This window comes from Streptomyces sp. HB132 (assembly GCF_016909575.1).
In the GTDB taxonomy this organism is placed as follows: domain Bacteria; phylum Actinomycetota; class Actinomycetes; order Streptomycetales; family Streptomycetaceae; genus Streptomyces.
Map to the genome: position 1 here is coordinate 41,216 of NZ_JAFBGA010000002.1, position 24,262 is coordinate 65,477.

General features: G+C 70.6%; 23 protein-coding genes. 11 read left to right on the forward strand and 12 right to left on the reverse strand.

Annotation, left to right across the window (positions count from 1 at the left end):
- The first annotated feature begins 99 nt into the window (after positions 1-99).
- Positions 100-1,245, forward strand: a complete 1,146-nt coding sequence (locus tag JOC24_RS04550; RefSeq protein WP_205018805.1) for a threonine aldolase family protein — start codon at positions 100-102, stop codon at positions 1,243-1,245.
- A 450-nt stretch (positions 1,246-1,695) separates the two neighbouring features.
- On the opposite strand, the gene JOC24_RS04555 is transcribed toward JOC24_RS04550, so the two are convergent.
- Positions 1,696-2,367, reverse strand: a complete 672-nt coding sequence (locus tag JOC24_RS04555) for a response regulator transcription factor (RefSeq protein ID WP_205018806.1) — start codon at positions 2,365-2,367, stop codon at positions 1,696-1,698.
- 17 nt (positions 2,368-2,384) lie between these two features.
- Positions 2,385-3,593 carry a sensor histidine kinase gene (locus tag JOC24_RS04560; RefSeq protein WP_205018807.1) on the reverse strand — a complete coding sequence of 403 codons (1,209 nt, stop codon included), beginning with the start codon at positions 3,591-3,593 and terminating at the stop codon, positions 2,385-2,387.
- A 96-nt stretch (positions 3,594-3,689) separates the two neighbouring features.
- On the opposite strand from JOC24_RS04560, the gene JOC24_RS04565 reads away from it, so the two are divergent.
- Positions 3,690-4,691 (forward strand): SAM-dependent methyltransferase, encoded by a 1,002-nt coding sequence (locus JOC24_RS04565; RefSeq protein WP_205018808.1) that lies wholly within the window; start codon positions 3,690-3,692, stop codon positions 4,689-4,691.
- On the forward strand, positions 4,688-5,830 hold the full coding sequence (locus tag JOC24_RS04570; protein WP_205018809.1) for an NADH-quinone oxidoreductase subunit D: 1,143 nt from the start codon (positions 4,688-4,690) through the stop codon (positions 5,828-5,830). The genes JOC24_RS04565 and JOC24_RS04570 overlap by 4 nt, the downstream gene beginning before the upstream one ends.
- 32 nt (positions 5,831-5,862) lie before the next feature.
- Here the strand turns inward: JOC24_RS04570 and JOC24_RS04575 are convergent, their stop codons facing one another.
- From JOC24_RS04575 to JOC24_RS04590, 4 genes are all read right to left on the reverse strand, one after another.
- Positions 5,863-6,885 carry a hypothetical protein gene (locus JOC24_RS04575; RefSeq protein ID WP_205018810.1) on the reverse strand — a complete coding sequence of 341 codons (1,023 nt, stop codon included), beginning with the start codon at positions 6,883-6,885 and terminating at the stop codon, positions 5,863-5,865.
- A gap of 104 nt (positions 6,886-6,989) precedes the next feature.
- A complete protein-coding gene (locus JOC24_RS04580) occupies positions 6,990-7,970 on the reverse strand; it encodes an ABC transporter substrate-binding protein (protein WP_205018811.1) in 981 nt (326 codons plus the stop codon).
- A 54-nt stretch (positions 7,971-8,024) separates the two neighbouring features.
- A complete protein-coding gene (locus JOC24_RS04585) occupies positions 8,025-8,699 on the reverse strand; it encodes an ABC transporter permease (protein ID WP_205018812.1) in 675 nt (224 codons plus the stop codon).
- A gap of 3 nt (positions 8,700-8,702) precedes the next feature.
- Entirely contained in the window at positions 8,703-9,422 is a 720-nt protein-coding gene (locus JOC24_RS04590; protein WP_205018813.1) for an ABC transporter permease, read from the reverse strand.
- A gap of 140 nt (positions 9,423-9,562) precedes the next feature.
- Here JOC24_RS04590 and JOC24_RS04595 point away from each other — a divergent pair, with 140 nt between their 5' ends.
- From JOC24_RS04595 to JOC24_RS04620, 6 genes are all read left to right on the forward strand, one after another.
- Entirely contained in the window at positions 9,563-10,738 is a 1,176-nt protein-coding gene (locus tag JOC24_RS04595) for a betaine/proline/choline family ABC transporter ATP-binding protein (protein ID WP_205018814.1), read from the forward strand.
- Positions 10,739-10,859: 121 nt separating this feature from the next.
- Positions 10,860-11,720, forward strand: a complete 861-nt coding sequence (gene folP, locus JOC24_RS04600) for a dihydropteroate synthase (RefSeq protein ID WP_205018815.1) — start codon at positions 10,860-10,862, stop codon at positions 11,718-11,720.
- Positions 11,717-12,199: a nuclear transport factor 2 family protein gene (locus JOC24_RS04605; protein WP_205018816.1), complete on the forward strand. Its 483-nt coding sequence runs from the start codon at positions 11,717-11,719 to the stop codon at positions 12,197-12,199. The genes folP and JOC24_RS04605 overlap by 4 nt, the downstream gene beginning before the upstream one ends.
- 192 nt (positions 12,200-12,391) lie before the next feature.
- On the forward strand, positions 12,392-12,751 hold the full coding sequence (gene folB / locus JOC24_RS04610) for a dihydroneopterin aldolase (RefSeq protein ID WP_205018817.1): 360 nt from the start codon (positions 12,392-12,394) through the stop codon (positions 12,749-12,751).
- Complete coding sequence (gene folK, locus JOC24_RS04615; RefSeq protein ID WP_205018818.1) at positions 12,748-13,359, forward strand: 2-amino-4-hydroxy-6-hydroxymethyldihydropteridine diphosphokinase; 612 nt, start codon at positions 12,748-12,750, stop codon at positions 13,357-13,359. Before folB ends, folK begins: the two co-directional genes overlap by 4 nt.
- An 83-nt stretch (positions 13,360-13,442) precedes the next feature.
- Positions 13,443-13,928, forward strand: coding sequence for a DUF3180 domain-containing protein (locus tag JOC24_RS04620; RefSeq protein ID WP_205018819.1), 486 nt, complete (start codon positions 13,443-13,445; stop codon positions 13,926-13,928).
- Between the two features lie 173 nt (positions 13,929-14,101).
- On the opposite strand, the gene folE is transcribed toward JOC24_RS04620, so the two are convergent.
- The 6 genes from folE to dacB form a co-directional block, all read right to left on the reverse strand.
- Entirely contained in the window at positions 14,102-14,707 is a 606-nt protein-coding gene (folE, locus tag JOC24_RS04625; RefSeq protein WP_205018820.1) for a GTP cyclohydrolase I FolE, read from the reverse strand.
- 183 nt (positions 14,708-14,890) lie between these two features.
- Positions 14,891-16,945 carry an ATP-dependent zinc metalloprotease FtsH gene (ftsH, locus tag JOC24_RS04630; protein ID WP_205018821.1) on the reverse strand — a complete coding sequence of 685 codons (2,055 nt, stop codon included), beginning with the start codon at positions 16,943-16,945 and terminating at the stop codon, positions 14,891-14,893.
- 219 nt (positions 16,946-17,164) lie between these two features.
- Positions 17,165-17,704 carry a hypoxanthine phosphoribosyltransferase gene (hpt, locus tag JOC24_RS04635; RefSeq protein ID WP_014155504.1) on the reverse strand — a complete coding sequence of 180 codons (540 nt, stop codon included), beginning with the start codon at positions 17,702-17,704 and terminating at the stop codon, positions 17,165-17,167.
- A gap of 99 nt (positions 17,705-17,803) precedes the next feature.
- The gene (gene tilS / locus JOC24_RS04640) at positions 17,804-18,877 is read right to left on the reverse strand and encodes a tRNA lysidine(34) synthetase TilS (protein WP_205018822.1); all 1,074 of its coding nucleotides are present in this window, start codon (positions 18,875-18,877) and stop codon (positions 17,804-17,806) included.
- A 190-nt stretch (positions 18,878-19,067) separates the two neighbouring features.
- The gene (locus JOC24_RS04645) at positions 19,068-20,210 is read right to left on the reverse strand and encodes a zinc-dependent metalloprotease (protein WP_205018823.1); all 1,143 of its coding nucleotides are present in this window, start codon (positions 20,208-20,210) and stop codon (positions 19,068-19,070) included.
- Positions 20,211-20,258: 48 nt separating this feature from the next.
- A complete protein-coding gene (gene dacB, locus JOC24_RS04650) occupies positions 20,259-21,758 on the reverse strand; it encodes a D-alanyl-D-alanine carboxypeptidase/D-alanyl-D-alanine endopeptidase (RefSeq protein ID WP_205018824.1) in 1,500 nt (499 codons plus the stop codon).
- 86 nt (positions 21,759-21,844) lie between these two features.
- Here dacB and JOC24_RS04655 point away from each other — a divergent pair, with 86 nt between their 5' ends.
- The gene (locus JOC24_RS04655; RefSeq protein ID WP_003968257.1) at positions 21,845-22,339 is read left to right on the forward strand and encodes an inorganic diphosphatase; all 495 of its coding nucleotides are present in this window, start codon (positions 21,845-21,847) and stop codon (positions 22,337-22,339) included.
- A gap of 197 nt (positions 22,340-22,536) precedes the next feature.
- Positions 22,537-24,252, forward strand: a complete 1,716-nt coding sequence (locus tag JOC24_RS04660; protein ID WP_205018825.1) for a threonine/serine exporter family protein — start codon at positions 22,537-22,539, stop codon at positions 24,250-24,252.
- Positions 24,253-24,262 lie beyond the last annotated feature (10 nt).

Genomic DNA, 24,262 nt, shown 5'->3' on the forward strand with positions numbered 1-24,262 from the left:
GTTTCGGCATACCCACCGACTGTCCACATCCTGTGGATAACTTCTGGCGACGGAGAAATCCGGGTGTGCGGCGCCGACGGCCCGGGCCATGATCGTCCCATGGGAGTCACCGATGAGCAGAAGCAGCGGCATCGCAGGCTGACCGCGTGGAAGCGGTCCGGAAAGGTGCTGGCCCGGATGCCGACGGACCACACGACGGCGGAACGACTGTCCGCACTGGCCGCCGGTGCCGCCGCGGTCCACGACCTGGACGAGTGGACGGATGTGTACGGCGACGGGGTCGTCGCAGAGGTCGAGCGGCGCACCGCGGACCTCCTGGGCATGGAGGCCGCCGCGTACTTCCCCACGGGGACGATGGCCCAACAGGTCGCACTGCGGTGCTGGGCGGGGCGCACGGGCAGTCCGGTCGTGGCACTGCATCCGCTGTCCCACCCGGAGGTGCACGAGGGCGGCGCACTCGCGTCGGTGAGCGGGCTGCGCACGGTGCATCCGACGACCGGGCCCCACCAGCCGACCGCGGAGGAGATCAGGGACTTCCCCGAGCCGTTCGGCACCCTGATGCTGGAACTGCCGCTGCGTGACGCCGGCTTCGTCCTGCCCTCCTGGGAGGACCTGGAGGACGTCGTGACCGCCGCGCGTGAGCGCGACGCGGTGGTCCATGTGGACGGAGCGCGCCTCTGGGAGTGCACATCGCACTTCGGGCGCGGTCTGCCGGAGATCGCGGCGCTCGCCGACAGTGTGTACGTGTCGTTCTACAAGTCCCTGGACGGCCTGTCCGGAGCGGTGCTCGCCGGTCCCGAGTCGCTGGTCGAGGAGGCGAGGACCTGGCGCCACCGGTACGGCGGCCAGGTCTTCCAGCAGTACCCGGCGGCCCTTTCGGCCCTGCTGGGCCTGGAGCGGGAGCTGCCGAGGCTGCCGTCGTACGTGGCACAGGCCAGGGTGGTCGCCCGGGCGCTGGCCGAGGGCTTCGCCGGGTCGGCGGTGCCGTGGTTCCGGGTCCACCCCGAGCCGCCGCACACGCACCAGTTCCAGGTCTGGCTGCCGTACACCGCGGACGTGCTGGACGAGGCCTCGGTGCGGCAGGCCGAGGAGACGGGCGTGACGCTCTTCCGCCGCTGGTTCGCGGCTCCGGCGGGACCGCCCGGCCTCTCGTTCACCGAGGTCACCGTGGCGGCCCCGGGGCTGGACTGGACGGCCGACGACGTACGGGAGGCGGTGTCGGACTTCGTGGAACGCCTGGCCTGAGCGCGCGGGACGAGAGCGTCCGGGGCGCCCACGTTCCGGACACCAGGGTTCCGGAGGTCTGCCCTCCGGTCCTGCCCCCGCACATGCGACGGCGCACGGGCGACGGCGCGGCCGTATCAGGGGAGGGGCGGCCGATGTGCGGCAGTCCAGGCGCGGATACGCCTACGGATCATGCGCAGGACCTCCCGGTCATGTGCACCGGGCAGCGGGGGCGGCCCCTCACCGTGCTGCGCGGCCCGACAGCTGTCGAGCATGTGCTGCTGAACGATGTCCATGCGTCCAGCGTGACCCCGGACCGACGGGTACGCCCGTGGATTGACGGCCACCGTCAAGTGGAACCCGCGGCCGCCCCCGCACCCGCACCCTGGAGCCGTGAGCGTGCATATCGACATCGCGGGCCTGCCCCCGAGGGCGTCCTGCGGTGACCCCGGCGGCCGCGGCGCCCGGGGTTCAGCCCGTCCCGCCGGCCCTGACCAGCCCGGTCTCGTACGCGAGGATGACCACCTGGACGCGGTCGCGCAGGCCCAGCTTGGTGAGGATGCGGCCCACGTGGGTCTTCACGGTCGCCTCGGACAGCACCAGGCGGCCGGCGATCTCGCCGTTCGACAGACCCTGGGCGACCAGCAGCATCACCTCGCGCTCACGCCCGGTCAGCTTCTCGATGTGCTTGTGCTCCGGCTCCTTCCTGCCGCTCGGCAGCATCGGCGAGAACCGGTCGAGCAGCCTGCGGGTCGTGGAGGGCGCCACCACGGCGTCGCCGCTGTGGACCGAGCGGATGGCGGAGAGAAGCTCGCCGGGCGGGACGTCCTTGAGCATGAAACCGCTGGCACCCGCCTTCAGACCGGAGAACGCGTACTCGTCCAGGTCGAACGTGGTCAGGATGAGCACCTTGGGCGGGTCGGTCCGCGCGCGGATGCGCCGGGTCGCCTCGACACCGTCCAGCCGTGGCATGCGTACGTCCATCAGCACCACGTCGACGGCGGTGGAGCGCAGGACCTCGACCGCCTCGGCACCGTCGCCCGCCTCCGCGACGACCTCCATGTCCGGCTGGGCGGCGAGCACCATCCTGAATCCCGTGCGCAGCAGCACCTGGTCGTCGACGAGCATTACGCGGATCGCCATGGGTTCCCGTCCTTCGGTCACTGGTTGGCCGGCTTGAGCGGAAGCAGGGCGCTGATCCGGAAGCCGCCGCCCTGGCGCGGGCCCGCGTCCAGCGTGCCGCCGACCATGCCGACCCGCTCGCGCATGCCGATCATCCCCTGTCCCGCACCGTCGGCCCCGCCGTCCTCGTAGAGCTCGTGCGGTGAGCCGCGGCCGTCGTCCTCGACCAGGAGGCCCAGCCCGTCGTCGAAGTAGACCAGCCGTACGCTCGCGCCGGCGTCCGGGCCGCCGTGCTTCCGGGTGTTGGTGAGCGCCTCCTGGACGATGCGGTACGCGGTCAGCTCGACCCCGCTCGGCAGTGGACGCGGAGTGCCCTCGATCCTGAAGTCGACCACGAGGCCGGTCTCCCTGACCTTGTCGACGAGTTCCTCGATCTGCTGGACGTCGGGCTGGGGGACGTACTCCCCGCTCTCCTCGGCATCGCCGGTCCTCAGCACACCCAGAAGCCGGCGCATCTCGGCGAGTGCCTGGCGGCCGGTGCCGGAGATCGTCTCCAGCGCCTGCCGGGCCTGGTCGGGGGACGAGTCCATGACATACGCGGCTCCGTCCGCCTGGACCACCATCACCGAGACGTTGTGCGCGACGACGTCGTGCAGTTCGCGGGCGATACGGGCCCGTTCGGCGGCCACGGCGACCTTCGACTGCGCCTCGCGCTCCCGCTCCAGCCGGGCGGCCCGCTCCTCCAGCTGACTGAAGTAGGCCCGCCGGGTGCGTATGGAGTCGCCGAGCACCCAGGCCAGGACGAAGGGCACGGTCATGATGACGACGTAGCCCAGCGTCTGCGCCCAGCCGCCGTAGGGCGCGTCGTCGGGCCAGCGCAGACGTGAGACCCCCGCCGCGACCAGGCTGCATCCGAGGGCGAGCCGGGACGCCCAGCGCTCCCCCACCGTGGCCACGGTGTACGTGATCACCAGCATGGCGAAGTCCGCCACGTCCGGCCGCACTCCGAGCAGCAGCTGCACGAGACCCATCACGATCGCGAGCAGCAGCATCCTCTCCGGCACTCGGCGGCGCAGCGCGACCACGACGGACAGACCGACGGCGATCGGCACCGCGGCGACGCGCTCCAGCCCGACACCGGCCTGGTCGGTCACGATGGACACGCCGGAGAACCCGAGGAGGAGGACAGCCCAGAGGATGTCGACGCCCGTCGGGTGTCTGCGGATGAAATCGTAGAAGCGCTGCACGTCACCCAGCGTAGGGACACCTGATCGGTGCCCGGGTCAGCCGAAGGTTCGATCCGGGTCCTGGGACCGTACTCCCCAAGGTGGAGACTTGCCCACGTGACGGATGACTGGTGCCGCTGGCGGGAAGCCGCCGAGACCGCTTTGTACGGGGAAGAGGGGTTCTACCTCCGCCCCGAAGGCCCCGGGGGCCATTTCCGCACCTCGGTGCACGCCTCCCCGCTGTTCGCCACCGCGGTCGCCCGGCTGCTGGCCGGCACGGCGCGGGAGCTGGGTACGGACACGGTCGCCCTGGTGGACGTGGGCGCGGGCCGCGGCGAGCTGCTGACCGGAGTGCTCGCGGCGCTGCGGGACGGGTCCCTGGCCCCCGGCCTCACCGTACGGCCGTACGCCGTGGAGCTCGCACCGCGCCCGCCGGGCCTGGACCCGGCCGTCGAGTGGTGTGCCGAACTCCCGCATGGCGTGCGGGGACTGCTGTTCGCCAACGAGTGGCTGGACAACGTCCCGACGGACATCGCGGTGGCCGACGCGGACGGGGTTGCCCGCTACGTCCTCGTACGGAGGGCGGACGGCGCAGAGCGGCTCGGTGAGCCGGTGACCGGGGCGGACGCCCGGTGGCTGAGCCGCTGGTGGCCGCTGTCCCGGCCCGGTGACCGCGCGGAGATCGGCCGGCCCCGCGACGAGGCCTGGGCACGGGCCGTCGCCTCGCTGGCGGGCGGGACCGCGGTGGCGGTGGACTACGCGCATGTGCGGGCGGCCCGGCCGCCGTTCGGGACACTGACCGGGTTCCGTGCCGGCCGTGAGGTGCCGCCCGTCCCCGACGGGAGCTGCGACCTGACCTCGCACGTGGCGCTCGACGCCTGCGCGGCGGCCGCGGACGGCGTGGACGGGCTCCTGGACCAGCGGACGGCGCTGCGGGAACTGGGCGTCAGCGGCGAACGCCCGCCGCTGGCACAGGCGTCGGCCGATCCCGCCGGCTATGTGCGGGCGCTCGCGTCGGCCGGGGAGGCCGCGGAGCTCACGGCGCGGGGCGGGCTGGGCGACTTCGGCTGGCTGCGGCATCGGGTCCCGGACCGTGAGGGGGGATACTGTCCGGCATGACGGAGACGACGATCGGCATCGGCGGCGCGGCGGAGAGCACCGACATGGTGCTGAACATCGGTCCTCAGCACCCCTCCACCCACGGTGTGCTCCGCCTGAAGCTCGTCCTGGACGGGGAGCGGATCCAGCAGGCCGAGCCCGTCATCGGCTACATGCACCGAGGCGCCGAGAAGCTCTTCGAGGCCAGGGACTACCGGCAGATCATCATGCTCGCCAACCGCCACGACTGGCTGTCGGCGTTCTCCAACGAGCTCGGCGTGGTCATGGCCGTCGAGCGGATGCTCGGCATGGAGGTCCCCGAGCGCGCCGTCTGGACGAGGACGCTGCTGGCGGAGCTGAACCGGGTCCTCAACCATCTGATGTTCCTCGGCTCCTACCCGCTCGAACTCGGTGGGATCACCCCGATGTTCCACGCGTTCCGGGAGCGCGAGGAACTCCAGGCCGTCATGGAGGAGGTCTCCGGCGGCCGGATGCACTACATGTTCAACCGGGTCGGCGGCCTCAAGGAGGACCTGCCGGCGGGCTGGCTCGGCCGGGCCGGGGACGCCGTGGCGTCGGTGCGCTCACGGATGGACGTGTACGACCGGCTGGTGCTCGGCAACGAGATCTTCCGGGGCCGCACCCGCGGGGTGGGCGTCCTGTCCCCCGAGGCCGTGCACGCGTACGGGGTGTCCGGGCCGATCGCCCGGGCCTCCGGCGTCGACTTCGACCTGCGGCGCGACGAGCCGTATCTCGCGTACGGAGAACTCCAGGACACCCTCCAGGTCGTCACCCGGACCGAGGGCGACTGCCTGGCCCGCTTCGAGTGCCTGCTGGAGCAGACGCACAACGCGCTGGACCTCGCCGACGCCTGCCTGGACCGGATGGCGGGGCTGGAGCCCGGGCCCATCAACCAGCGCCTGCCGAAGGTGCTCAAGGCCCCTGAGGGCCACACCTACGCGTGGACCGAGAACCCGCTGGGCGTCAACGGCTACTACCTGGTGTCGACGGGCGAGAAGACCCCGTACCGGCTGAAGCTGCGCTCCGCCTCGTTCAACAACATCCAGGCACTCACGGAGCTCCTGCCGGGGACGCTCGTCGCCGACATGGTGGCGATCCTGGGCTCGCTCTTCTTCGTCGTCGGGGACATCGACAAGTAGCCCCGGCCCACGGCCCGCCCAGGGCCGTGCGTCTACGACGAGACCGCACTCCGCAGTTCGACGACGTCCAGCTGCTCGGTCTCGTCGTGCGCCGTCAGATCGATGACCTTGCCGACGGCGCGGTTCTCGGCCGCGCCCGTGCGGTGCGCCGCCAGCGCCTCCTCGCCCACCACGTCCGCGAGGTCCTCGTTCTGCACGGACTCGATCGCGGCGTCCGCCTTCTGCGTGCCGAAGAAGTCGAAGCTGCCCTGCGGGACGAGATGACGGCGCGCGGCGGCGTACGGGACGACGGCTGATGCCGCGGCGACGGCACGGGGCGGGCGCACGGGGGACAGCTTCGGCGCGGTGAGGGCGGTCTGCTGACGGCGGTGCCGGAGATCACCCGCTCCGGCGACCGCCGCGTGCTTCCCCTTCGGGCCGTCGCCCTCCGGGTCCCGTTCGGCGGACCGCTCGGCGATGTCGCGCTGCCGGGCCGCCTGGGCCGTGCGGCGCGCCTCCTGGAGCGCGGCGTTGCGGCTCAGGTCACGCAGGGCATGGGCGGCCCGAAGATACGCGCCCGGCGTCGGAGTGGACCGCGCGGGCAGGAGTTCGCGCGGGGCGGACGCCTCGATGGCGAGCTGCCTGCGGCCCTCCAGCGCGCTGGCCCGCTCCGTCTCGGCGTTGGCGTACCGGCGCAGCAGCGCGGCGTGTTCGCCCCGCAGCCCGGCGAGCTCCACCCGCTTGCGGCGCAGCTTGGTCTCCAGCCGGGTGCGCAATTCCCGTGATTCCTCGAGGTCCGTCTCGAGTTCGGCTATGCGCTCCTCGGTCTTCCACTCGTCGCCGGCCCGGGCACGGGTCAGCTCCGCGACGCGCAGCCCGGCGGCCCGGTCCCAGCTGCGCATCATCCAGGCGCCGGTGACGGCGGCGGCCGCGGTCACGGCGACGAGGGCGCGCAGGGGCAGGGGATCCGCGAGGAGCCAGGCGCCGGCGGCGCAGACGACCGGAACTCCGGCCACCACGGCGGGGGGCAGGATTCTGTGAAGGGGCGGCGAATGGCGGTGGCGTCCTCGTGGCATGGCCCGAAATTTACCGTGCGTACGGGTCACGTGGGAGGCCGCCCGGCAATCTGTTCCCCGCCGGTTACCTGGCGGCCTCTCAAGTGACCCTCCGGTACGCCTTTTTACTTCTTGATCAGGCCCTTCGACCGGAGATACTCCCCAGCCGCGTCCGCGGGCTTGGCGCGCTCCGCGTCGACCTTGCGGTTCAGTTCCGCGAGGTCCTCCGTGGTGAGCGCGTCGGTGAGCTTCCCGAGCGCCTCGGCGATCTCCGGAGCGCCCGCGTCCTCGGCATTGAGCACCGGAAGGACGTTGTCCGCGTTCTGCAGCTTCTTGTCGTCCTCCAGGAACACCAGCCCGTAGGAGTCGAGCACGGCGTCCGTGGTGGTGGTGAGGACCAGTTGGTCCTTGCCGTCCTTGACGGCCTGCTTCGACTGCGGCGTGCCGACACCCTTGGGATCGATCCCGGTGACGTCGATGCCGTACGTCTTCTTCAGCCCGGGCGCGCAGAACGGGCGCACCTCGCATTCGTCGCCCGCCGCGATCTTCACCTTGATCTTCGAGGCGCCGAGATCGGAAAGCGTCGTGAGACTGTTCTTGTCGGCGAATTCCTTCGACACCGCGAAGGCGTTCTGGTCGACCGCCTTGCCCGCCGGAAGGACCTTCAGTCCGAGCGGGGTGGCGAGCTTCTCCAGAGCTGTGACGGTGGCCGTCACGTCTCCCGAGGCGACCGGCTTCTTCGCCGCGTCCTCCGCTCCGTTGACCTTGGCGTTGAGGAATTCGGCGAGGGTCGCCGCGTATTCCGGGACGACGTCGATCTCGCCCTTCTCCAGCGACGGCTCGTACAGCTCGCGGTTCTTGACCGTGGTGACCGAGGTGTCGTATCCGGCGTCGCCCAGGACCTGGGCGTACAGCTCGGCGAGCACCTTGGACTCGGTGAAGCCGGCTGCGCCCACGACGAGCGAGCCCTTCTTGGAGTCGGCGCCGGCACCCGTGTCCGAGCCGCCCTTCTCCTTCTCCAGGCTGTCGCCGCCACACGCGGCGAGCGATCCTGCCAGCGCGACCGCTCCGATGACCGCACCCGCTATGCGCGAGGTCCTGCTCATGTTGTTCTCCGTCCGCGAAAAAAATGGTGTGCACTGTGCGAGAAGTCGGCGCGTTCATACGGTCCGGCGGCGGCGCAGGGGCGACAGCAGCCGGTCGAGCGCCACGAGAACGCCCTCCACCACCAGGGCCAGGAGGGCGACCAGTACGGCGCCGGCGAAGACCTGGGCGGTGTCGTAGGTGTTGAATCCGGCGGTGATGATCCGGCCGAGGCCCCCGAGGCCGACCATCGCCGCGATCGAGGCGGTGGCGATCACCTGTACGGCGGCGGACCGGAGACCGGTCATGATCATCGGGTAGGCGAGGGGGAGCTCGACCCTCAGGAAGAGCTGGGCGCCGGACATCCCCATCCCCCGTGCGGCCTCCAGCACCGACCGGTCCACCTCCGTCATCCCGACGTAGGCGTTGGTCAGCAACGGGGGGACCGCGAAGAGCACAAGCGCGATGACCGTGGGCAGATAGCCGGAGTTGCGCAGGGGCGTCATCATGAACAGCGCCAGCACCGCGAACACCGGGACCGCCCGGCCCACGTTGGAGAGGTTGACGGCGAGCGCGCCCCCCTTGCCCACGTGTCCGAGATACAGCGCGACGGGCAGGGCGATGACGCAGGCCACCGCGAGGGCTGTCCCACTGACGTAGAGGTGCTCGGCCAGCCGGTGTCCCGCCCCGCCGTCCCCCGACCAGTTGGCTCCGGTGGTGAGCCAGACCCATGCCTCTTCGACGACTCCCATGGGTCAGCCGGCCTCCGTCTTCGCGATGCCCGCCACGGCCGGCGCCCCGGCGGGCGTCCGTATCCGGGTCCAGGGCGTGAGCAGGCGTTGCACGCCGAGGAGCAGCAGGTCGGCGGCCACCGCGAGCAGCACGCAGAGCACGGAAGCGGTGAGTACCTGGGCCTTGAAGAAGCTCGGCAGCGCGTCCTCGATGAGGTTGCCGAGGCCGCCCTTGCCGACGAGGGAGCCGACCGTGGTCAGCGCGACCGTCGACACCGTGGCGATCCGCAGCCCCGCCATCAGGGCGGGCAGGGCGAGCGGGAGCTCGACCTCCCAGAGGAGCCGTACGGGCCCGTACCCCATGCCCTTCGCGGCCTCCCTGGACTCCTGCGGGACCGCTTCGAGTCCCGCCAGGATGTTCCGGACGAGGATGGTCAGCGAGTAGAGCACCAGTCCGGTGACGACGAGCGCCGCGGACAGCCCGAAGAGCGGCAGCAGCAGCGAGAACATCGCCAGCGACGGCACGGTGTAGAGCACGGTGGTCAGGCCCAGCACCGGGCCCGCGAAATGCCGGCCCCGGCGGGCGAGCAGCGCGAGCGGGAATGCCACGGCCAGCCCTATCAGCACGGAAGCCACCGTGATCCAGATGTGCTGGACGGTCGCTTCGGTCAACTCGGCGCTGCGGGAGCGCAGATACTCTCCGCAGATCCAGTCGTTCGTCACCAGGCAGTTCTGCTCGGCCATCCGCCCCCACCTCCTGTTGCCTTCGCGATGCCGATCCGGTTGTGGTCCTGGGTGACCCTATCCTCGACCACCGACAATCGCCGAGGCTGTCTTATTCCGGCAACATGGCCTTCACAGAGCCCGCGCCACAATGGGGAATCATGATCCGTTTCGAGCACGTCACCAAGCGGTACGCGGACGGCACCACCGCCGTCGACGACCTTTCCTTCGAGGTCTCCGAGGGTGAACTGGTCACGCTCGTGGGGCCTTCCGGCTGCGGCAAGACGACCACCATGAAAATGGTGAACCGCCTGATCGAACCGACCGACGGCCGGATATTCCTCGACGGGGACGACATATCCGCCATCGACCCCGTCCGGCTCCGCCGCCGTATCGGCTACGTGATCCAGCAGGTAGGGCTCTTCCCGCACAAGACGGTCCTGGAGAACACGGCTACCGTTCCCCATCTCCTGGGCTGGGGACGGGAAAAGGGCAGGAAGCGCGCCGCCGAACTGCTCGACCTCGTCGGACTGGACCCGTCCGTTTATGGCGGCCGCTATCCCGAGCAGCTTTCCGGCGGTCAGCGCCAACGGGTCGGCGTGGCACGTGCCCTGGCCGCCGACCCGCCGGTTCTGCTGATGGACGAACCTTTCGGCGCCGTCGATCCGGTCGTGCGGGAAAGGCTGCAGAACGAATTCCTGAAACTGCAGGCGCAGGTCCGCAAGACCGTGTTGTTCGTCACCCATGACATCGAGGAGGCCGTCCGGCTCGGCGACCGGATCGCCGTGTACGGGCACGGCCGCATCGAACAGTTCGACAGTCCGGCCACGGTGCTCGGGGCTCCGGCGACTCCGTACGTCGCCGACTTCGTCGGGGCGGACCGGGGTCTCAAGCGGCTCTCGGTCACCCCCATCGAGGAGAGCGACCTGGACCAGCCGCCGGTCGTCCATCTCGACGACCCCCTGGCGAAGGCGACCGAGCGGCTGCGGGCCGACGGCGCGCGCTGGGCGGTCGTCCTGGACGGCCGGGACCAGCTGCACGGCTGGATCCCGGCGGACGACGCGCCGACGGCCGGGGGCACGGTCCGTGAGCACGCCCGGCGCATGGAGGCGTGGCTTCCGCTGGGGGCTCCGCTGAAGCAGGCCTTCGCCACGATGCTGCAGCACGACGCGGGCTGGATCGCCGTCATCGACGAGGAGGGCACCGGCCGCTTCCTGGGCGTGCTGACGCCTGCCCGGCTCCACGAGGCACTGCGCCGCTCGATCGACGCGGACGCACAGGACGTGCCGCGCGCCGAGGTCGCTGTGGAGACCGTGGCGGGTGTCGGCCCGCACTGACGCCCCATCGCTCCGCCGGCGGGGCGGCCGTACCGTCCGTCCGGCTGAACGCGGTGCGCGGGGATCCCGGGCGGTGGGCTCACGGCGGCGGGCTTCCCGTGGAGCGCCTTAGGCTGGTCGCATGAGTACGTTGCGAGGACGGGGCACGGTGCGGGGTCTGCCGGAGTGGGACCGCTGTGCGGTCATGGGAGTCGTCAATGTGACGCCCGACTCCTTCTCCGACGGCGGCCACTGGTTCGACACCACGGCAGCGATCAAGCACGGCCTCGAACTGATGGACGAAGGCGCGGACCTGATCGACGTCGGCGGCGAGTCGACCCGCCCCGGCGCGAGCAGAGTGGACGAGGCCGAGGAGCTGCGACGGGTGATCCCCGTCGTGCGGGGGCTGGTCTCCGAGGGCGTCACCGTCTCCGTCGACACCATGCGGGCCGTCGTGGCCGAACACGCGGTCGCCGCCGGTGCGGCCCTGGTCAACGACGTGAGCGGCGGCCTCGCCGACCCGGGCATGATCCCGGTCGTCGCGGACGCGGGAGTGCCGTTCGTCGTCATGCACTGGCGTGGTTTCAGCGAGTCGATGAACAGCCGCGCGGTGTACGACGACGTCGTCGGCGATGTCGTCGCGGAACTCCGGGAGCGCGTGGAGGCCGTGATCGAGGGCGGGGTGGACCCCGAGAAGCTCGTGATCGACCCGGGGCTCGGCTTCGCCAAGAACGCCGCCCAGGACCTCGCCCTGGTCGCGCACCTCGACCGGCTTCACTCCCTGGGCAGACCGCTGCTCGTGGCCGCCTCCCGCAAGCGCTTCCTCGGCCATGTCCTGGCGGGCGAGGGCGAGGCCCCGCCGCCCGCCCGCGAGCGGGACGCCGCGACGGCCGCGGTCTCCGCCCTCTCCGCCGCCGCCGGCGCGTGGGCGGTCCGGGTGCACGCGGTACGGCCCACGGCCGACGCGGTGCGGGTCGCCCGCGCCGTCGAGGGAGCGGCGTGAGCGCCGCGCGCGACGAGCACGAGGAGGCCGCCGCCGACATCGCCGCGGTCGAGCAGGCCAACACCGCCTTCTACGAAGCGCTGGAGCGCGGCGACTTCGACGCGCTCTCCGGCCTGTGGCTGCCCGGAGAGGACCTCACCGTCTCCTGCGTCCACCCGGGCTGGCCGGTGCTCACGGGCCGCGGCGAGGTGATGCGGAGCTACGCGCTGATCATGGCGAACACCGAGTACATCCAGTTCTTCCTCACCGATGTCGGCGTCTCGATGACCGGCGACACCGCCCTGGTGACCTGCACCGAGAACATCCTCAGCGGTGGCCCAGCGGAGGAGGGCAACGCACTCGGCCCACTGGTCGGCCAGCTCGTCGTGGCCACCAACGTGTTCCGGCGCACACCTGAGGGCTGGAAGCTCTGGTCGCACCACGGGTCCCCCGTACTGGCCGAAACCGGTGACGAGGAGGACGAGGAGCCGACCGTCTGAGCGGACGGCGCCGGCCCGGGGGATTGGGCGCCCCGATCACGGGGTATACGCGGCCCACCCCCTGCCGGGCGCTCCCGCGCGCCCCCGCGGGCGGGAGCTGTCCTTGCACGCGGGTAGATTCGAAAGACGGCACTTCTCCGCCCGCACGCGGTCAGGTGCCTCCAGAGACGACGAACAGCAGGAGTGATTCGCGTGGATCGTGTCGCGCTGCGCGGCCTCAAGGCCCGTGGGCACCACGGTGTCTTCCCCAGGGAACGGGAAGAGGGCCAGACCTTCATCGTGGACCTGGTGCTCGGCCTCGACACCCGCCCCGCGGCAGCCGCCGACGACCTGTCGAAGACCGTTCACTACGGCGTGGTCGCGGAAGAGGTGGTCGGTGTCGTCCGGGGCGAGCCGGTCGACCTGATCGAGACCCTCGCGGAACGCATCGCGCAGCAATGTCTCAAGCACGACGGGGTCGAGGAGGTCGAGGTCGTCGTCCACAAGCCGGACGCCCCGATCACCGTTCCCTTCGACGACGTGACCATCACCATCACCCGGAGCCGAGCATGACCGCATTTTCCGCCGAGGGGCAGAGCGACCCGACCGTACAGCCGGTTCCCGCCGCCGTGGTCGAGCAGGTCGACGCGGCAGACATCACCCTCTCCAACCCCAAACTCGCCGTGATCTCCCTGGGCTCCAACCTGGGCAACCGGCTGGAGACGCTCCAGGGCGCGGTCGACGCCCTGGAGGACACCCCCGGCCTCCGGGTCAAAGCGGTCTCCCCGGTCTACGAGACGGAGCCCTGGGGCGTCGAGGCCGGCTCCCAGCCGTCGTATTTCAACGCGGTGATCGTCGTGAAGACGACCCTGCCCCCTTCGTCCCTGCTGGAGCGCGGCCAGGCCATCGAGGAGGCCTTCGACCGTGTCCGCGAGGAGCGCTGGGGCCCCCGCACCCTCGACGTCGACATCGTGTCGTACGCCGAGGTGGTCTCCGACGACCCCCTGCTGACCCTCCCGCACCCGCGAGCCCGCGAGCGCGCCTTCGTGCTCGCCCCCTGGCACGACCTGGACCCGGAGGCCCAACTGCCCGGCGCCGGCCCCGTCGCCGACCTGCTGACCGGTGTCGGCCGCGAGGGTGTGCTCGTCCGGCCCGACCTGGAACTTCGTCTGCCCGAGTAGTCGTTAGGCTCAAGGACCCCCGGCTACGGGCGAACCACCCGGGCGAGCGGCACGGGCAACGGCGACGAAGGGCGGCACTCTCGGTGAAGCAACTACGGCTCGGCCTCCTGGCCGGACTCTTCGCCGGAGCCGGCGTGCTGTCCTGGGGCGCCGCCCGCCTCTGGAACTCGCTGGGGACGCTGCCGAGCGTGCCGCTCGCCGCGCCCGTCGTGCTGGCCGTGATCGCCGCCGTCCTGCTCGCCACGGCGCTGTCGATCCGGTCCCGGTTGCGCGCCCAGCGGGAACGTCGCCCCGGAGCGAAGGGCGTGGAGCCGATGATGGCGGCGCGCGCCCTGGTCTTCGGCCAGGCCAGTGCGCTCGTCACCGCTCTGGTCGCGGGGATGTACGGCGGCACGGGCGTCTTCCTGCTCGGCTCCCTCGACGTACCGCCCCGGCGGGATCAGGCCATCTACGCCGGCTTCGCGGTCCTGGCCGGCATCGCGGTCATCGCCGCGGCGTTCTTCCTCGAGCGGGTCTGCAAGCTCCCGGACGACGGCGACGACGATCGGAACAGGGCCCAGGCCGCCTGAACCTGAAGGCCCCGCACGCACCGGACGGGCGCAGGACGGCTCTCCTGGTGAATCCGGCCGGACGGCCGCGTCCGTGTTCGCCGGGGGTCGCACTCCCCCGTCGCCCGGACTCGTCGCCCGGACTCGTCGCCGTCGCGCCGGGCCCGGGCCATCTCAGCCCGTTTCGGCGTCGGCTAACGCGCCATGATGAGGCTCATGGCCTCGGCACGGGTGGCCGGATCACGCAGCTGGCCGCGGACCGCGGACGTGATGGTCTTGGCTCCGGGCTTACGGATACCTCGCATCGACATGCACATGTGCTCGCACTCGACGACGACGATGACACCGCGAGGCTCCAGGATCGACATGAGCGAGTCGGCGATCTGCGTGGTCAGCCGCTCCTGGACCTGCGGCCGCCGGGCGTACACGTCGACCAGTCGGGCCAGCTTCGACAGCCCCGTGATCTTGCCGCTGGTCGCCGGGATGTAGCCGACGTGCGCGACACCGTGGAACGGCACCAGGTGGTGCTCACAGGTGCTGAACACCTCGATGTCCTTGACCAGGACCATCTCGTCGTGGCCGAGGTCGAACGTCGTCGTCAGGACGTCCTCCGGCTCCTGGTGGAGGCCGGCGAATATCTCCTGGTAAGCACGTGCCACACGGCCCGGGGTCTCGCGCAGCCCCTCACGGTCGGGGTCCTCCCCGACAGCGAGAAGAAGCTCCCTCACGGCGGACTCGGCCCGCTTCGCATCGAATACGCCGATCGAACCCTGCCCGTCGAGCGTCACCGGGTCGGTCATCTGTGCCTCGTTCCTCTGTGCAGTCACATGCGCGGACCCGCCCGGCCCTACGGAGTACGGCAGGCACAACGCAGGCATACGAAAAAGCCGCGCCCCCACAGGCTAGAACCTGGGGGGCGCGGCATCCATTCCGGGCCTGGTCGTAGCCCCGTGACAGGGGCCACACCGGATCGGTCAGGGGACCTAGCTCTCGGGGCGATCCTCGGGGAGCGCCTCCGTGGAGGTACCGGTCTTCTTCGTGATGTCGATGTCGGTCGGCGCGATCTCCGGAGTACCCGAGCCATTGGCAGAGCCGTTGGTGAGGGCGAGCTCCTTCGGAGAGAGCACAGGCGGACGCGTCGACGGTGTACGCCGGGCGGATCCGGTCCACGCCGGGCGGGCCGGACGCTTCACGATCGGGGCGAAAATCTCGGCGATCTGCTCCTTGCCGAGCGTCTCCTTCTCGAGGAGCTCGAGGACCAGGGCGTCGAGGATGTCGCGGTTCTCGACGAGGATTTCCCACGCGTCGTTGTGCGCGGTCTCGATGAGCTTCTTGACCTCTTCGTCGACGAGCGCCGCGACCTCTTCCGAGTAGTCGCGCTGATGGCCCATCTCCCGGCCCACGAACGGCTCGGTGTTGTCTCCACCGAACTTGATCGCACCCAGGCGCTCGGTCATGCCGTACTGCGTGACCATCGCGCGGGCCGTGGCGGTGGCCTTCTCGATGTCGTTCGCAGCACCGGTCGTCGGGTCGTGGAAGACCAGCTCCTCGGCCGCGCGCCCGCCCAGCATGTACGCCAGCTGGTCGAGCATCTCGTTACGCGTCGTGGAGTACTTGTCCTCTTCCGGGAGCACCATCGTGTAACCGAGGGCACGGCCGCGGGAGAGAATCGTGATCTTGTGGACCGGGTCCGACTGAGGTGAGGCCGCCGCGACCAGGGCGTGTCCGCCCTCGTGGTACGCGGTGATCTTCTTCTCCTTCTCGGACATGATCCGGGTCCGCTTCTGCGGTCCCGCCACGACGCGGTCGATGGCCTCGTCGAGCATGTGGTTGTCGATCAGCTTCTTGTTGCTGCGCGCCGTGAGGAGCGCCGCTTCGTTCAGCACGTTCGACAGGTCGGCACCGGTGAAGCCGGGCGTACGACGGGCGACCGCGTTGAGGTCGACGTCCTCCGCGACGGGCTTGCCCTTCTGGTGCACCTTGAGGATCTCGAGGCGGCCCTGCATGTCCGGGCGGTCGACCGCGATTTGCCGGTCGAAGCGTCCCGGGCGCAGCAGCGCCGGGTCCAGGATGTCCGGCCGGTTCGTGGCGGCGATCAGGATGACGCCGCCCTTCACGTCGAAGCCGTCCATCTCGACGAGCAGCTGGTTGAGCGTCTGCTCGCGCTCGTCGTGGCCACCGCCCATACCGGCACCGCGGTGCCGGCCGACGGCGTCGATCTCGTCGACGAAGACGATCGCCGGGGCGTTCGCCTTGGCCTGCTCGAAGAGGTCACGGACACGGGAGGCACCGACACCGACGAACATCTCGACGAAGTCGGACCCGGAGATCGAGTAGAACGGGACGCCCGCCTCGCCTGCGACGGCGCGAGCGAGCAGCGTCTTACCCGTACCGGGCGGCCCGTACAGCAGGACACCCTTGGGGATCTTGGCGCCGACGGCCTGGAACTTCGCCGGCTCCTGGAGGAATTCCTTGATCTCGTACAGTTCTTCGACGGCCTCGTCCGACCCCGCCACATCGGCGAACGTCGTCTTCGGCGTGTCCTTGGTGATCAGCTTGGCCTTGGACTTGCCGAACTGCATGACCTTCGAACCGCCACCCTGCATCTGATTCATCAGAAACAGGAACACGATCACGATCAGGACGAAGGGCAGCAGCGTCAGAAGGATCGAGACGAACGGGGACTGCTTCGACGGCGAGACGGTGTAACCCTTCTCGATGTCACCGCTCTCGAACTTCTTCTGCAGCGTGTCGGCAAGCTCGACGCCCTGGTTCCCGATGTAGCTCGCCTGGAACTTGCTGCCGGACTCGCCCTTGAGCTTCTGCTTGTCCTTCAGCTCGATCTTCAGGATCTGTTCGTCACCGGTGGTCAGCTTGGCCTGCTCCACCTGGTTCTTGCTGATCGCCTGGATCACCTTGCCGGTGTCCACCGTCTTGTAGCCGCCGGACGAGCCGACGACCTGCATCAACACGACCACGGCGAGGACGGCCAGCACGATCCACATGACCGGCCCACGGAAGTATCGCTTCACGTCCATCCATACGGAGCGAAGTCGCCCCGTCCCTCCTGCCCGTAGGTAAATGCTGCTGTGAGAAAAGACTGTTCTTCGGACGGTACCCCAGCATTGTCACCCGTGACCGCAGGGGAGGTACGACAAACCCGTCTTCGAAGGCTCCAACGGCCCGAACGCCACGAGGGTTCCCGGGAGTCCTGCCGGGTTCGGCCGCGCCGGGCCGGGCCCGGTCGGGTGGCCGCCTCAGCCGCCGTACACGTGAGGTGCGAGGGTGCCGACGAACGGGAGGTTGCGGTACTTCTCCGCGTAGTCCAGCCCGTAGCCGACGACGAACTCGTTGGGGATGTCGAAGCCGACCCACTTCACGTCGATCGCGACCTTCGCGGCGTCCGGCTTGCGGAGCAGCGTGCAGACCTCCAGGCTCGCGGGTTCACGCGAGCCGAGGTTGGTCAGCAGCCAGGACAGCGTCAGGCCGGAGTCGATGATGTCCTCGACGATCAGGACGTGCTTGCCCTTGATGTCGGTGTCGAGGTCCTTGAGGATCCGGACGACGCCCGAGGACTGGGTGCCGGCGCCGTACGACGAGACGGCCATCCAGTCCATGGTGACGGGGGTGGACAGCGCGCGGGCCAGGTCCGCCATGACCATCACCGCACCCTTGAGCACGCCGACGATGAGCAGGTCCTTGCCCGCGTACTCCGCGTCGATCTTCGCTGCCAGCTCGACGAGCTTCGCGTCGATCTCTTCCTTGGTGAGGAGCACCGACTGGAGGTCGGTGCCCATGTCCTTCTCGTTCACCCGCGTCTCTTTCTCTGCCCTGCCGGCCCCGGAACGTTCCCAGGGCCGGACCGGCGTTTCGCCTGCACTTCAGCCGCTTGCGCTTCAGCTCTGCCGAATCACCAGTCTGCCACCCTGCCGCCGCACCTCGACGCGGCCGGGCAGGTTGATGGCGCCCTGGCCCCGCCAGCCGGTGATGAGCCGGTCCACTTCCTCGATGTGACGGGCGAACAGCGAACCCGCGGGGGAGCCGGTGTCGATCACGGCCCGGCGCAGCACCCGGCGCCGCACCGCCGGCGGCAGCACGGAGAGTTTCGCGCACTCCAGCCGTCCGTCGTCGTCGCGGACCGAGCGTGCGGCCTCGGCGGCCCAGGTGTCCAGGGCGTCGGCATCGTCGCGGGAGAGCTGCGCCGTACGGGCGAGCGCCTCCACGACACCTTTGCCGAGCGCCTTCTCCAGGGCGGGCAGACCCTCGTGGCGAAGCCGGGAACGGGTGTAGGCGGGATCGATGTTGTGGGGGTCGTCCCAGACGGGGATCGACTGGACCAGGCAGGCCTTGCGTGCGGTCTGCCGGTCGAGCTGGAGGAACGGCCGACGGTAGCGGCCGGCGGGACCGGACGCCGCGGCCATCCCGGAGAGCGAGCGGATACCCGAACCCCTGGCGAGACCTAGCAGGACGGTCTCCGCCTGGTCGTCGCGGGTGTGGCCGAGGAGGACGGCGGCGGCACCGAGCCGCTCCGCCGCGGCGTCCAGGGCCGCGTAGCGCGCGTCCCGGGCGGCGGCCTCGGGCCCGCCGTCGCGGCCGACCCGCACGGCGACGGCCTCGACCGGGTCGAGCCGCATCTCGACCAGGCGGGCGACGACCTCGTCGGCGCGGAGTCCGGAGCCCGGCTGGAGATTGTGGTCGACGGTGATGCCCCCGGCGCGGACGGGGAGCTTGCGCGACTCGAAGGCGAGGGCGGAGGCGAGAGCCATGGAGTCGGCGCCCCCGGAGCACGCGACGAGCACCAGCGGGGTGTCGGGCCGCTCGGGAAGCACGGAACGCCGCCCGCCCGCCCCCGCTTCGGCGAACTCGGCGTGCTCGGCCTGTTCGGTGTGACGGTTGTGTTCGGTGACGACGTCGTGGAGTACGCGGCGGACCGCCAGGCGTATCGCCGCGACCGCAGGATGGGGACCCATGTCCGGTGCCCTTCGGGTGAAGTTTTGGGGGTGCCTCGGAGCGCGCGGGACGAAGCCCCGTCACTCAGAGTGCGTCGATGGTGACAGAGACAAGCTGTCCATCGAGCATTGCACGCCTTCCCATGCCCCTACGGTCCCTCGGATGGGTGATTGGAGGGGCAATCCCGTGCCGCCGGACCGGCCAAGATCGCTAATCTGCCTTACGGTGCACCCGCGCCACCCAGTCCGTCGGCGCGGCGATCTCGGCCTTGGTCGGGAGGGTGTTGGGAGAGGTCCACACCCGGTTGAAGCCGTCCATGCCGACCTCGTCCACCACGGCCCGGACGAACTTCTCGCCGTCGCGGTACTGCCGCAGCTTGGCGTCGAGCCCCAGCAGCTTGCGCAGTGCCAGGTCCAGCCTGCTCGCGCCGCGCGCCCTGCGCCGCTGGAACTTCTCCCGGATCTCGGCGACGGAGGTCACCACATCGGGGCCCACCCCGTCCATCACGAAGTCCGCGTGACCTTCGAGCAGCGACATCACGGCGGTGAGGCGGCCCAGGATCTCGCGCTGGGAGGGCGTCTGGACGATCTCGACGAGGCTGCGCCCGCCGTCGTCGCCCTCCTCCCCGCGTTCACCGTCGGGCCGACTGCCCCCCGAGAAGGCCTGCGCGGCCTCGCGAAGGCGTTCGAGCACCGTCATCGGGTCGACGTCGGTCTCTTCGAGGAACGACTGGATTTCGCCCTGCAGATGGTCGCGGAGCCAGGGAACCCCGGTGAACTGGGTGCGGTGCGTCTCCTCGTGGAGGGCCACCCACAGCCTGAAGTCGTGCGGGTCGACCTCGAGTTCGCGCTCGACGTGAACGATGTTGGGGGCGACCAGCAGCAGCCTGCCGCCCCCCTTCGACGAGGCGGGCAGCTCCCGGGTGGCGGGGGCGAAGGTCTCGTACTGCCCGAGGACCCGGGAGGCCAGGAAGGACAGCAGCATGCCCAGTTCGACACCGGTCACCTTGCCCCCGACCGCGCCGAGCACTGCGTTGCCCGGGCCGCCACCCCGCCGGTCCTGCATCTTCCCGAGCAGCGGACCCAGCAGCTCACGGAAGCCCGCGACGTTGGCCCTGATCCAGCCGGCCCGGTCGACGACCAGGACAGGGGTGTCCTCCGGTTCGTGCCCGTCCGGGATCATCCGGGTGAACGAACGGACGTGCTCCTCGGAGGCCTTGGCATGCCTGCGGAGCTCCGCGACGACGGCGCGGGCCTCCTCACGGCTGATCTCGGGACCCGGCCGCACGAACCGGGTCGCAGTCGCGACCGCGAGATTCCAGTCGACCATCTCGGCACCACCGATGCTCGTCATGCGTCAACCGTACGTGAGGTGGTCGCTCCGTGGTGGGGTGTCAGCCGCTCACCTGGTGCCTTCGGCGAGAACGGTGGCCAGGGCGTCGAGCGAGGCCTCCGCCTCGCCCGGCGACGTGCTGCCCGAGGCCAGGAAGGCGAAGGCGAGCAGTCGGCCCTGTGCGTCGACCGCGGTTCCGGCGAGGCTGTTCACCCCCGTGAGGGTGCCCGTCTTGGCCCTGATCAGGCCGGTCGCCGGGGAGGTCGCCGCGTAGCGGTCGCCGAGCGTGCCGCTGAACCCGGCGACGGGAAGGCCGGTGAGGACCGGGCGGAGCTCGGGGTGGTCCGGGTCGGCGGCGAGCGCGAGCAGCTCGGCCAGGAGGCCCGCCGTCACCTTGTCCGCGCGGTCGAGACCGCTGCCGTCCGCGAGCTGCGCGCCGGTCAGCGGCAGGCCGAGCGCCTTCAGCCGGGCGGTGACGGCGCGGCGGCTCCCGGCGAAGGAGGCGGGCTCCCCGGCCTTCAGCGCGGTCTGCCGGGCCAGAGCTTCGGCGATGTCGTTGTCACTGTTGGTCAGGGCCCGTTCGACCAGCGCGGAGAGCGGCTCGGACAGATGCTTGGCCACCGTCCGGGCCCCGTCGGGAGCGCGCCCGGACGAGGGGGCGGGCCGGGTGTCGACGCCGGCTTCGCCGAGGAGGCCGGCGAAAAGGCGCGCGGCGTCGCCCGCGGGGTCGTCGGTACGGGCGGCCGGCCCTCGGTCGCTCTTGTCGAGACGGCCCTCGTCGACCATGAGCGCGCTGACGGGCGCGATGTTCTCGTTGGGGCCGATGGGGTGGAGGGCCGGACCGGAGTAGCGCGAGGTGTCGTACGTCAGACGCACGGCCCCGGTGCCGCCGTCGCCGTCACGCAGGGAGCGCGCCGCGCCGGTGGCAAGGGAGCGCAGGGCCTTCTCGTCGAGGGTGGGGTCGCCGCCGCCGACGAGTGTGAGCGTCCGGGAGTCCGGGGAGAGCGTGACCTTCGTGGCGATGCGGTGGCCGGGGCCGAGAGCTGAGAGCGCGGCGGCGGTCGTGGCGATCTTCACGGTGGACGCGGGGGTCATGGGGGTCGTCGCCCCACGCGCGTACAGCTGCTTTCCGGTGGCGGCGTCGACGACCACTGCGGTGCGTACGGAACCGAGGGCGGGCGCGTCCAGCAGGGGCTCGATGGCGGTCTCCAGAGCGCTCGCTCCCGCCGGGGCCGTGAGGCCGACCGTGGCGCCGAGGGCGCTCAGGACGGAGGGTGCGCTGGGAGCGGGCGCGGGCCCGCCGGGCACCGTCCCTTCGTGATGTGCGCCACCTGCACGCTGCTGGACGGTCGCCCGGACCCGCTCGGCCTTACGCTGACCGGAGTCCCAGGGACCGGCGGCCAGGACGGCACCGACGGCGACGACCAGGCCGAGCACCGCGGAGCCTGCGACGAGCCTGAGGTCGTCCGGACCGCTCCCGCGCTTCAGGTACTTCGGGGCGTTCCACCTGCCCCACCCGTCCCACCTGCTCAACGGTTCGTCCGTCGGTCTCTTCACCGGCTCGGCCACCGTTGATCAGCCCCTTTCGCGAGCACTCATCTGCGTGAGGGACACTTAACCACCAGTCGTATGTGTTGATCATGGAGGAGCCACCCGTGGAGTTCGACGTCACCATCGAGATCCCGAAGGGTTCGCGGAACAAGTACGAGGTGGACCACGAGACCGGTCGGATCCGCCTGGACCGTCGACTCTTCACCTCGACCAGCTACCCGGCCGACTACGGCTTCGTCGAGAACACCCTCGGCGAGGACGGCGACCCGCTGGACGCGCTGGTCATCCTGGACGAGCCGACCTTCCCCGGCTGCCTCATCAAGTGCCGCGCCATCGGCATGTTCCGGATGACCGACGAGGCCGGCGGCGACGACAAGCTGCTGTGCGTCCCGGCGTCCGACCCCCGGGTGGAGCACCTGCGCGACATCCACCACGTGTCGGAGTTCGACCGCCTGGAGATCCAGCACTTCTTCGAGGTCTACAAGGACCTGGAGCCCGGCAAGTCCGTCGAGGGCGCAGACTGGGTCGGCCGCGCCGAGGCCGAAGCCGAGATCGAGGCCTCCTACAAGCGCCTCGAGGCGCAGGGCGGCGCGCACTGACGTACCCCTTCCGGCTTCCGCTTACGGGCGGGACGGCGCGGGCAACGGCACTTGGGGCCCACTGGCCCGGCTGACCGTACGACAACGGGCGGCGCACCTTGACCGGTGCGCCGCCCGTTGTGTGTGGCCGCCCATGTCCGTGCCCATACTGGGCAGAAGCGCTCCCGGAACGAGCGGTCGAGGAGGAACGAGGTCGAGTGGTGGCGGAACAGGGCGGTCCGGAGGACCAGAAGCCCCAGTCCGACGAGGCACACAGCGCCTTCGTCCCGCCCGTAGGTGTCGAGCAGCCCGCGGGCCCGCCCGAGGACGAGCATCCGACGTCGGAGTTCGCTCTCCCGCCCGGTCTGCACACCGATCCGTCGGCGCCGTCCGGCCCGGGCCAGGGTTCCGCTTCCGGTCCGGGGAGCGGTTTGGGATCCGACACGCTCACCTCCGCGTTCGTTCCGCCGAGCGGGTACAGCGCCCAGCACCAGCAGCCCTCGTTCACCCCCGCGCACGGCATTCCGATGGTCCGGCTGACCAAGGAAGCCCCGTGGCAGGACCGGATGCGCACCATGCTGCGCATGCCGGTCACCGAACGTCCGGCGCCCGAGAGCGTGCAGAGGACCGACGACTCGGGACCCGCCGTACCGCGCGTGCTCGACCTCACCCTGCGTATCGGGGAGCTGCTCCTCGCGGGCGGCGAGGGCGCCGAGGACGTCGAGGCGGCCATGTTCGCGGTGACGCGTTCGTACGGGCTCGACCGCTCCGAGCCCACGGTCACGTTCACGCTGCTGTCCATCTCGTACCAGCCGTCACTGGTCGACGACCCGATCACGGCCAGCCGTACCGTACGCCGCCGGGGCACCGACTACACCCGTCTGGCAGCGGTGTTCCGGCTGATCGACGACATCACGTCGGCGGAGCACGTCGAGGTCTCGCTGGAGGAGGCGTACCGGCGCCTGGCGGAGATCCGCCGTAACCGGCACCCGTATCCGGGCTGGGTGCTGACGGCAGCCGCAGGCCTGCTCGCGGGCTCCGCATCCGTGCTGGTCGGCGGTGGTGTGCTGGTCTTCATCGTGGCGGCGGCGGGCGCGATGCTCGGTGACCGGCTGGCCTGGCTCTGCGCCGGGCGCGGGCTGCCCGAGTTCTACCAGTTCACAGCAGCGGCCATGCCTCCGGCCGCGATGGGCATCGCGCTGACCCTCACCCATTCGACGGATGTGCGCCCTTCCGCGGTGATCACTGGTGGGCTGTTCGCACTGCTCCCCGGCCGGGCTCTGGTCGCCGGGGTGCAGGACGGCCTGACCGGTTACTACATCACCGCGGGAGCCCGTCTCCTGGAGGTCATGTACTTCTTCATCGGCATCGTGGCGGGCGTACTGCTGATGCTCTATCTGGGGGTCCAGCTCGGCGCCGAGCTCAACCCGGAGGCCCGGTTCATCGCCAACGACCGGCCGGTGCTCCAGATCCTGGTCTCGATGACCCTCACCCTGGCCTTCGCGATCCTGCTCCAGCAGGAGCGCTCCACGGTGCTCGCGGTGACCCTCAACGGAGGCGTGGCCTGGATCATCTATGGTGCGATGGCCCGCGAGGGCGGCATCTCCCCGGTGGCGGCGACGGCCGTGGCGGCCGGCCTGGTGGGGCTGTTCGGCCAGTTGTTCTCGCGCTACCGCTACACCTCGTCGCTGCCCTACATCACGGCCGCGATCGGCCCGCTGTTGCCAGGTTCGGCGACCTACTTCGGTCTGCTGGGCGTTGCGCAGAACGAGGTGAACACCGGGCTCACCTCACTCTTCACGGCTGTCGCCACGGCCCTGGCGATCGCCATCGGAGTCAATCTGGGGAGCGAGATCTCCAGGCTGTTCATGCGGGTGCCGGGCGCGATCGAGGGCGCCACCCGCCGGGCGGCCAAGCGGACCCGAGGCTTCTGACCGGCACACG

Excerpts from the sequence above, each read along its gene's own strand:
- JOC24_RS04550 (WP_205018805.1), top strand. The coding sequence starts at position 100 with ATGGGAGTCACCGATGAGCAGAAGCAGCGGCATCGCAGGCTGACCGCG.
- JOC24_RS04555 (WP_205018806.1), bottom strand. The coding sequence starts at position 2,367 with ATGGCGATCCGCGTAATGCTCGTCGACGACCAGGTGCTGCTGCGCACG.
- JOC24_RS04570 (WP_205018809.1), top strand. The coding sequence starts at position 4,688 with ATGACGGAGACGACGATCGGCATCGGCGGCGCGGCGGAGAGCACCGAC.
- JOC24_RS04575 (WP_205018810.1), bottom strand. The coding sequence starts at position 6,885 with ATGCCACGAGGACGCCACCGCCATTCGCCGCCCCTTCACAGAATCCTG.
- JOC24_RS04580 (WP_205018811.1), bottom strand. The coding sequence starts at position 7,970 with ATGAGCAGGACCTCGCGCATAGCGGGTGCGGTCATCGGAGCGGTCGCG.
- JOC24_RS04585 (WP_205018812.1), bottom strand. The coding sequence starts at position 8,699 with ATGGGAGTCGTCGAAGAGGCATGGGTCTGGCTCACCACCGGAGCCAAC.
- JOC24_RS04590 (WP_205018813.1), bottom strand. The coding sequence starts at position 9,422 with ATGGCCGAGCAGAACTGCCTGGTGACGAACGACTGGATCTGCGGAGAG.
- JOC24_RS04595 (WP_205018814.1), top strand. The coding sequence starts at position 9,563 with ATGATCCGTTTCGAGCACGTCACCAAGCGGTACGCGGACGGCACCACC.
- folP (WP_205018815.1), top strand. The coding sequence starts at position 10,860 with ATGAGTACGTTGCGAGGACGGGGCACGGTGCGGGGTCTGCCGGAGTGG.
- folK (WP_205018818.1), top strand. The coding sequence starts at position 12,748 with ATGACCGCATTTTCCGCCGAGGGGCAGAGCGACCCGACCGTACAGCCG.
- folE (WP_205018820.1), bottom strand. The coding sequence starts at position 14,707 with ATGACCGACCCGGTGACGCTCGACGGGCAGGGTTCGATCGGCGTATTC.
- ftsH (WP_205018821.1), bottom strand. The coding sequence starts at position 16,945 with ATGGACGTGAAGCGATACTTCCGTGGGCCGGTCATGTGGATCGTGCTG.
- hpt (WP_014155504.1), bottom strand. The coding sequence starts at position 17,704 with ATGGGCACCGACCTCCAGTCGGTGCTCCTCACCAAGGAAGAGATCGAC.
- tilS (WP_205018822.1), bottom strand. The coding sequence starts at position 18,877 with ATGGGTCCCCATCCTGCGGTCGCGGCGATACGCCTGGCGGTCCGCCGC.
- JOC24_RS04645 (WP_205018823.1), bottom strand. The coding sequence starts at position 20,210 with ATGACGAGCATCGGTGGTGCCGAGATGGTCGACTGGAATCTCGCGGTC.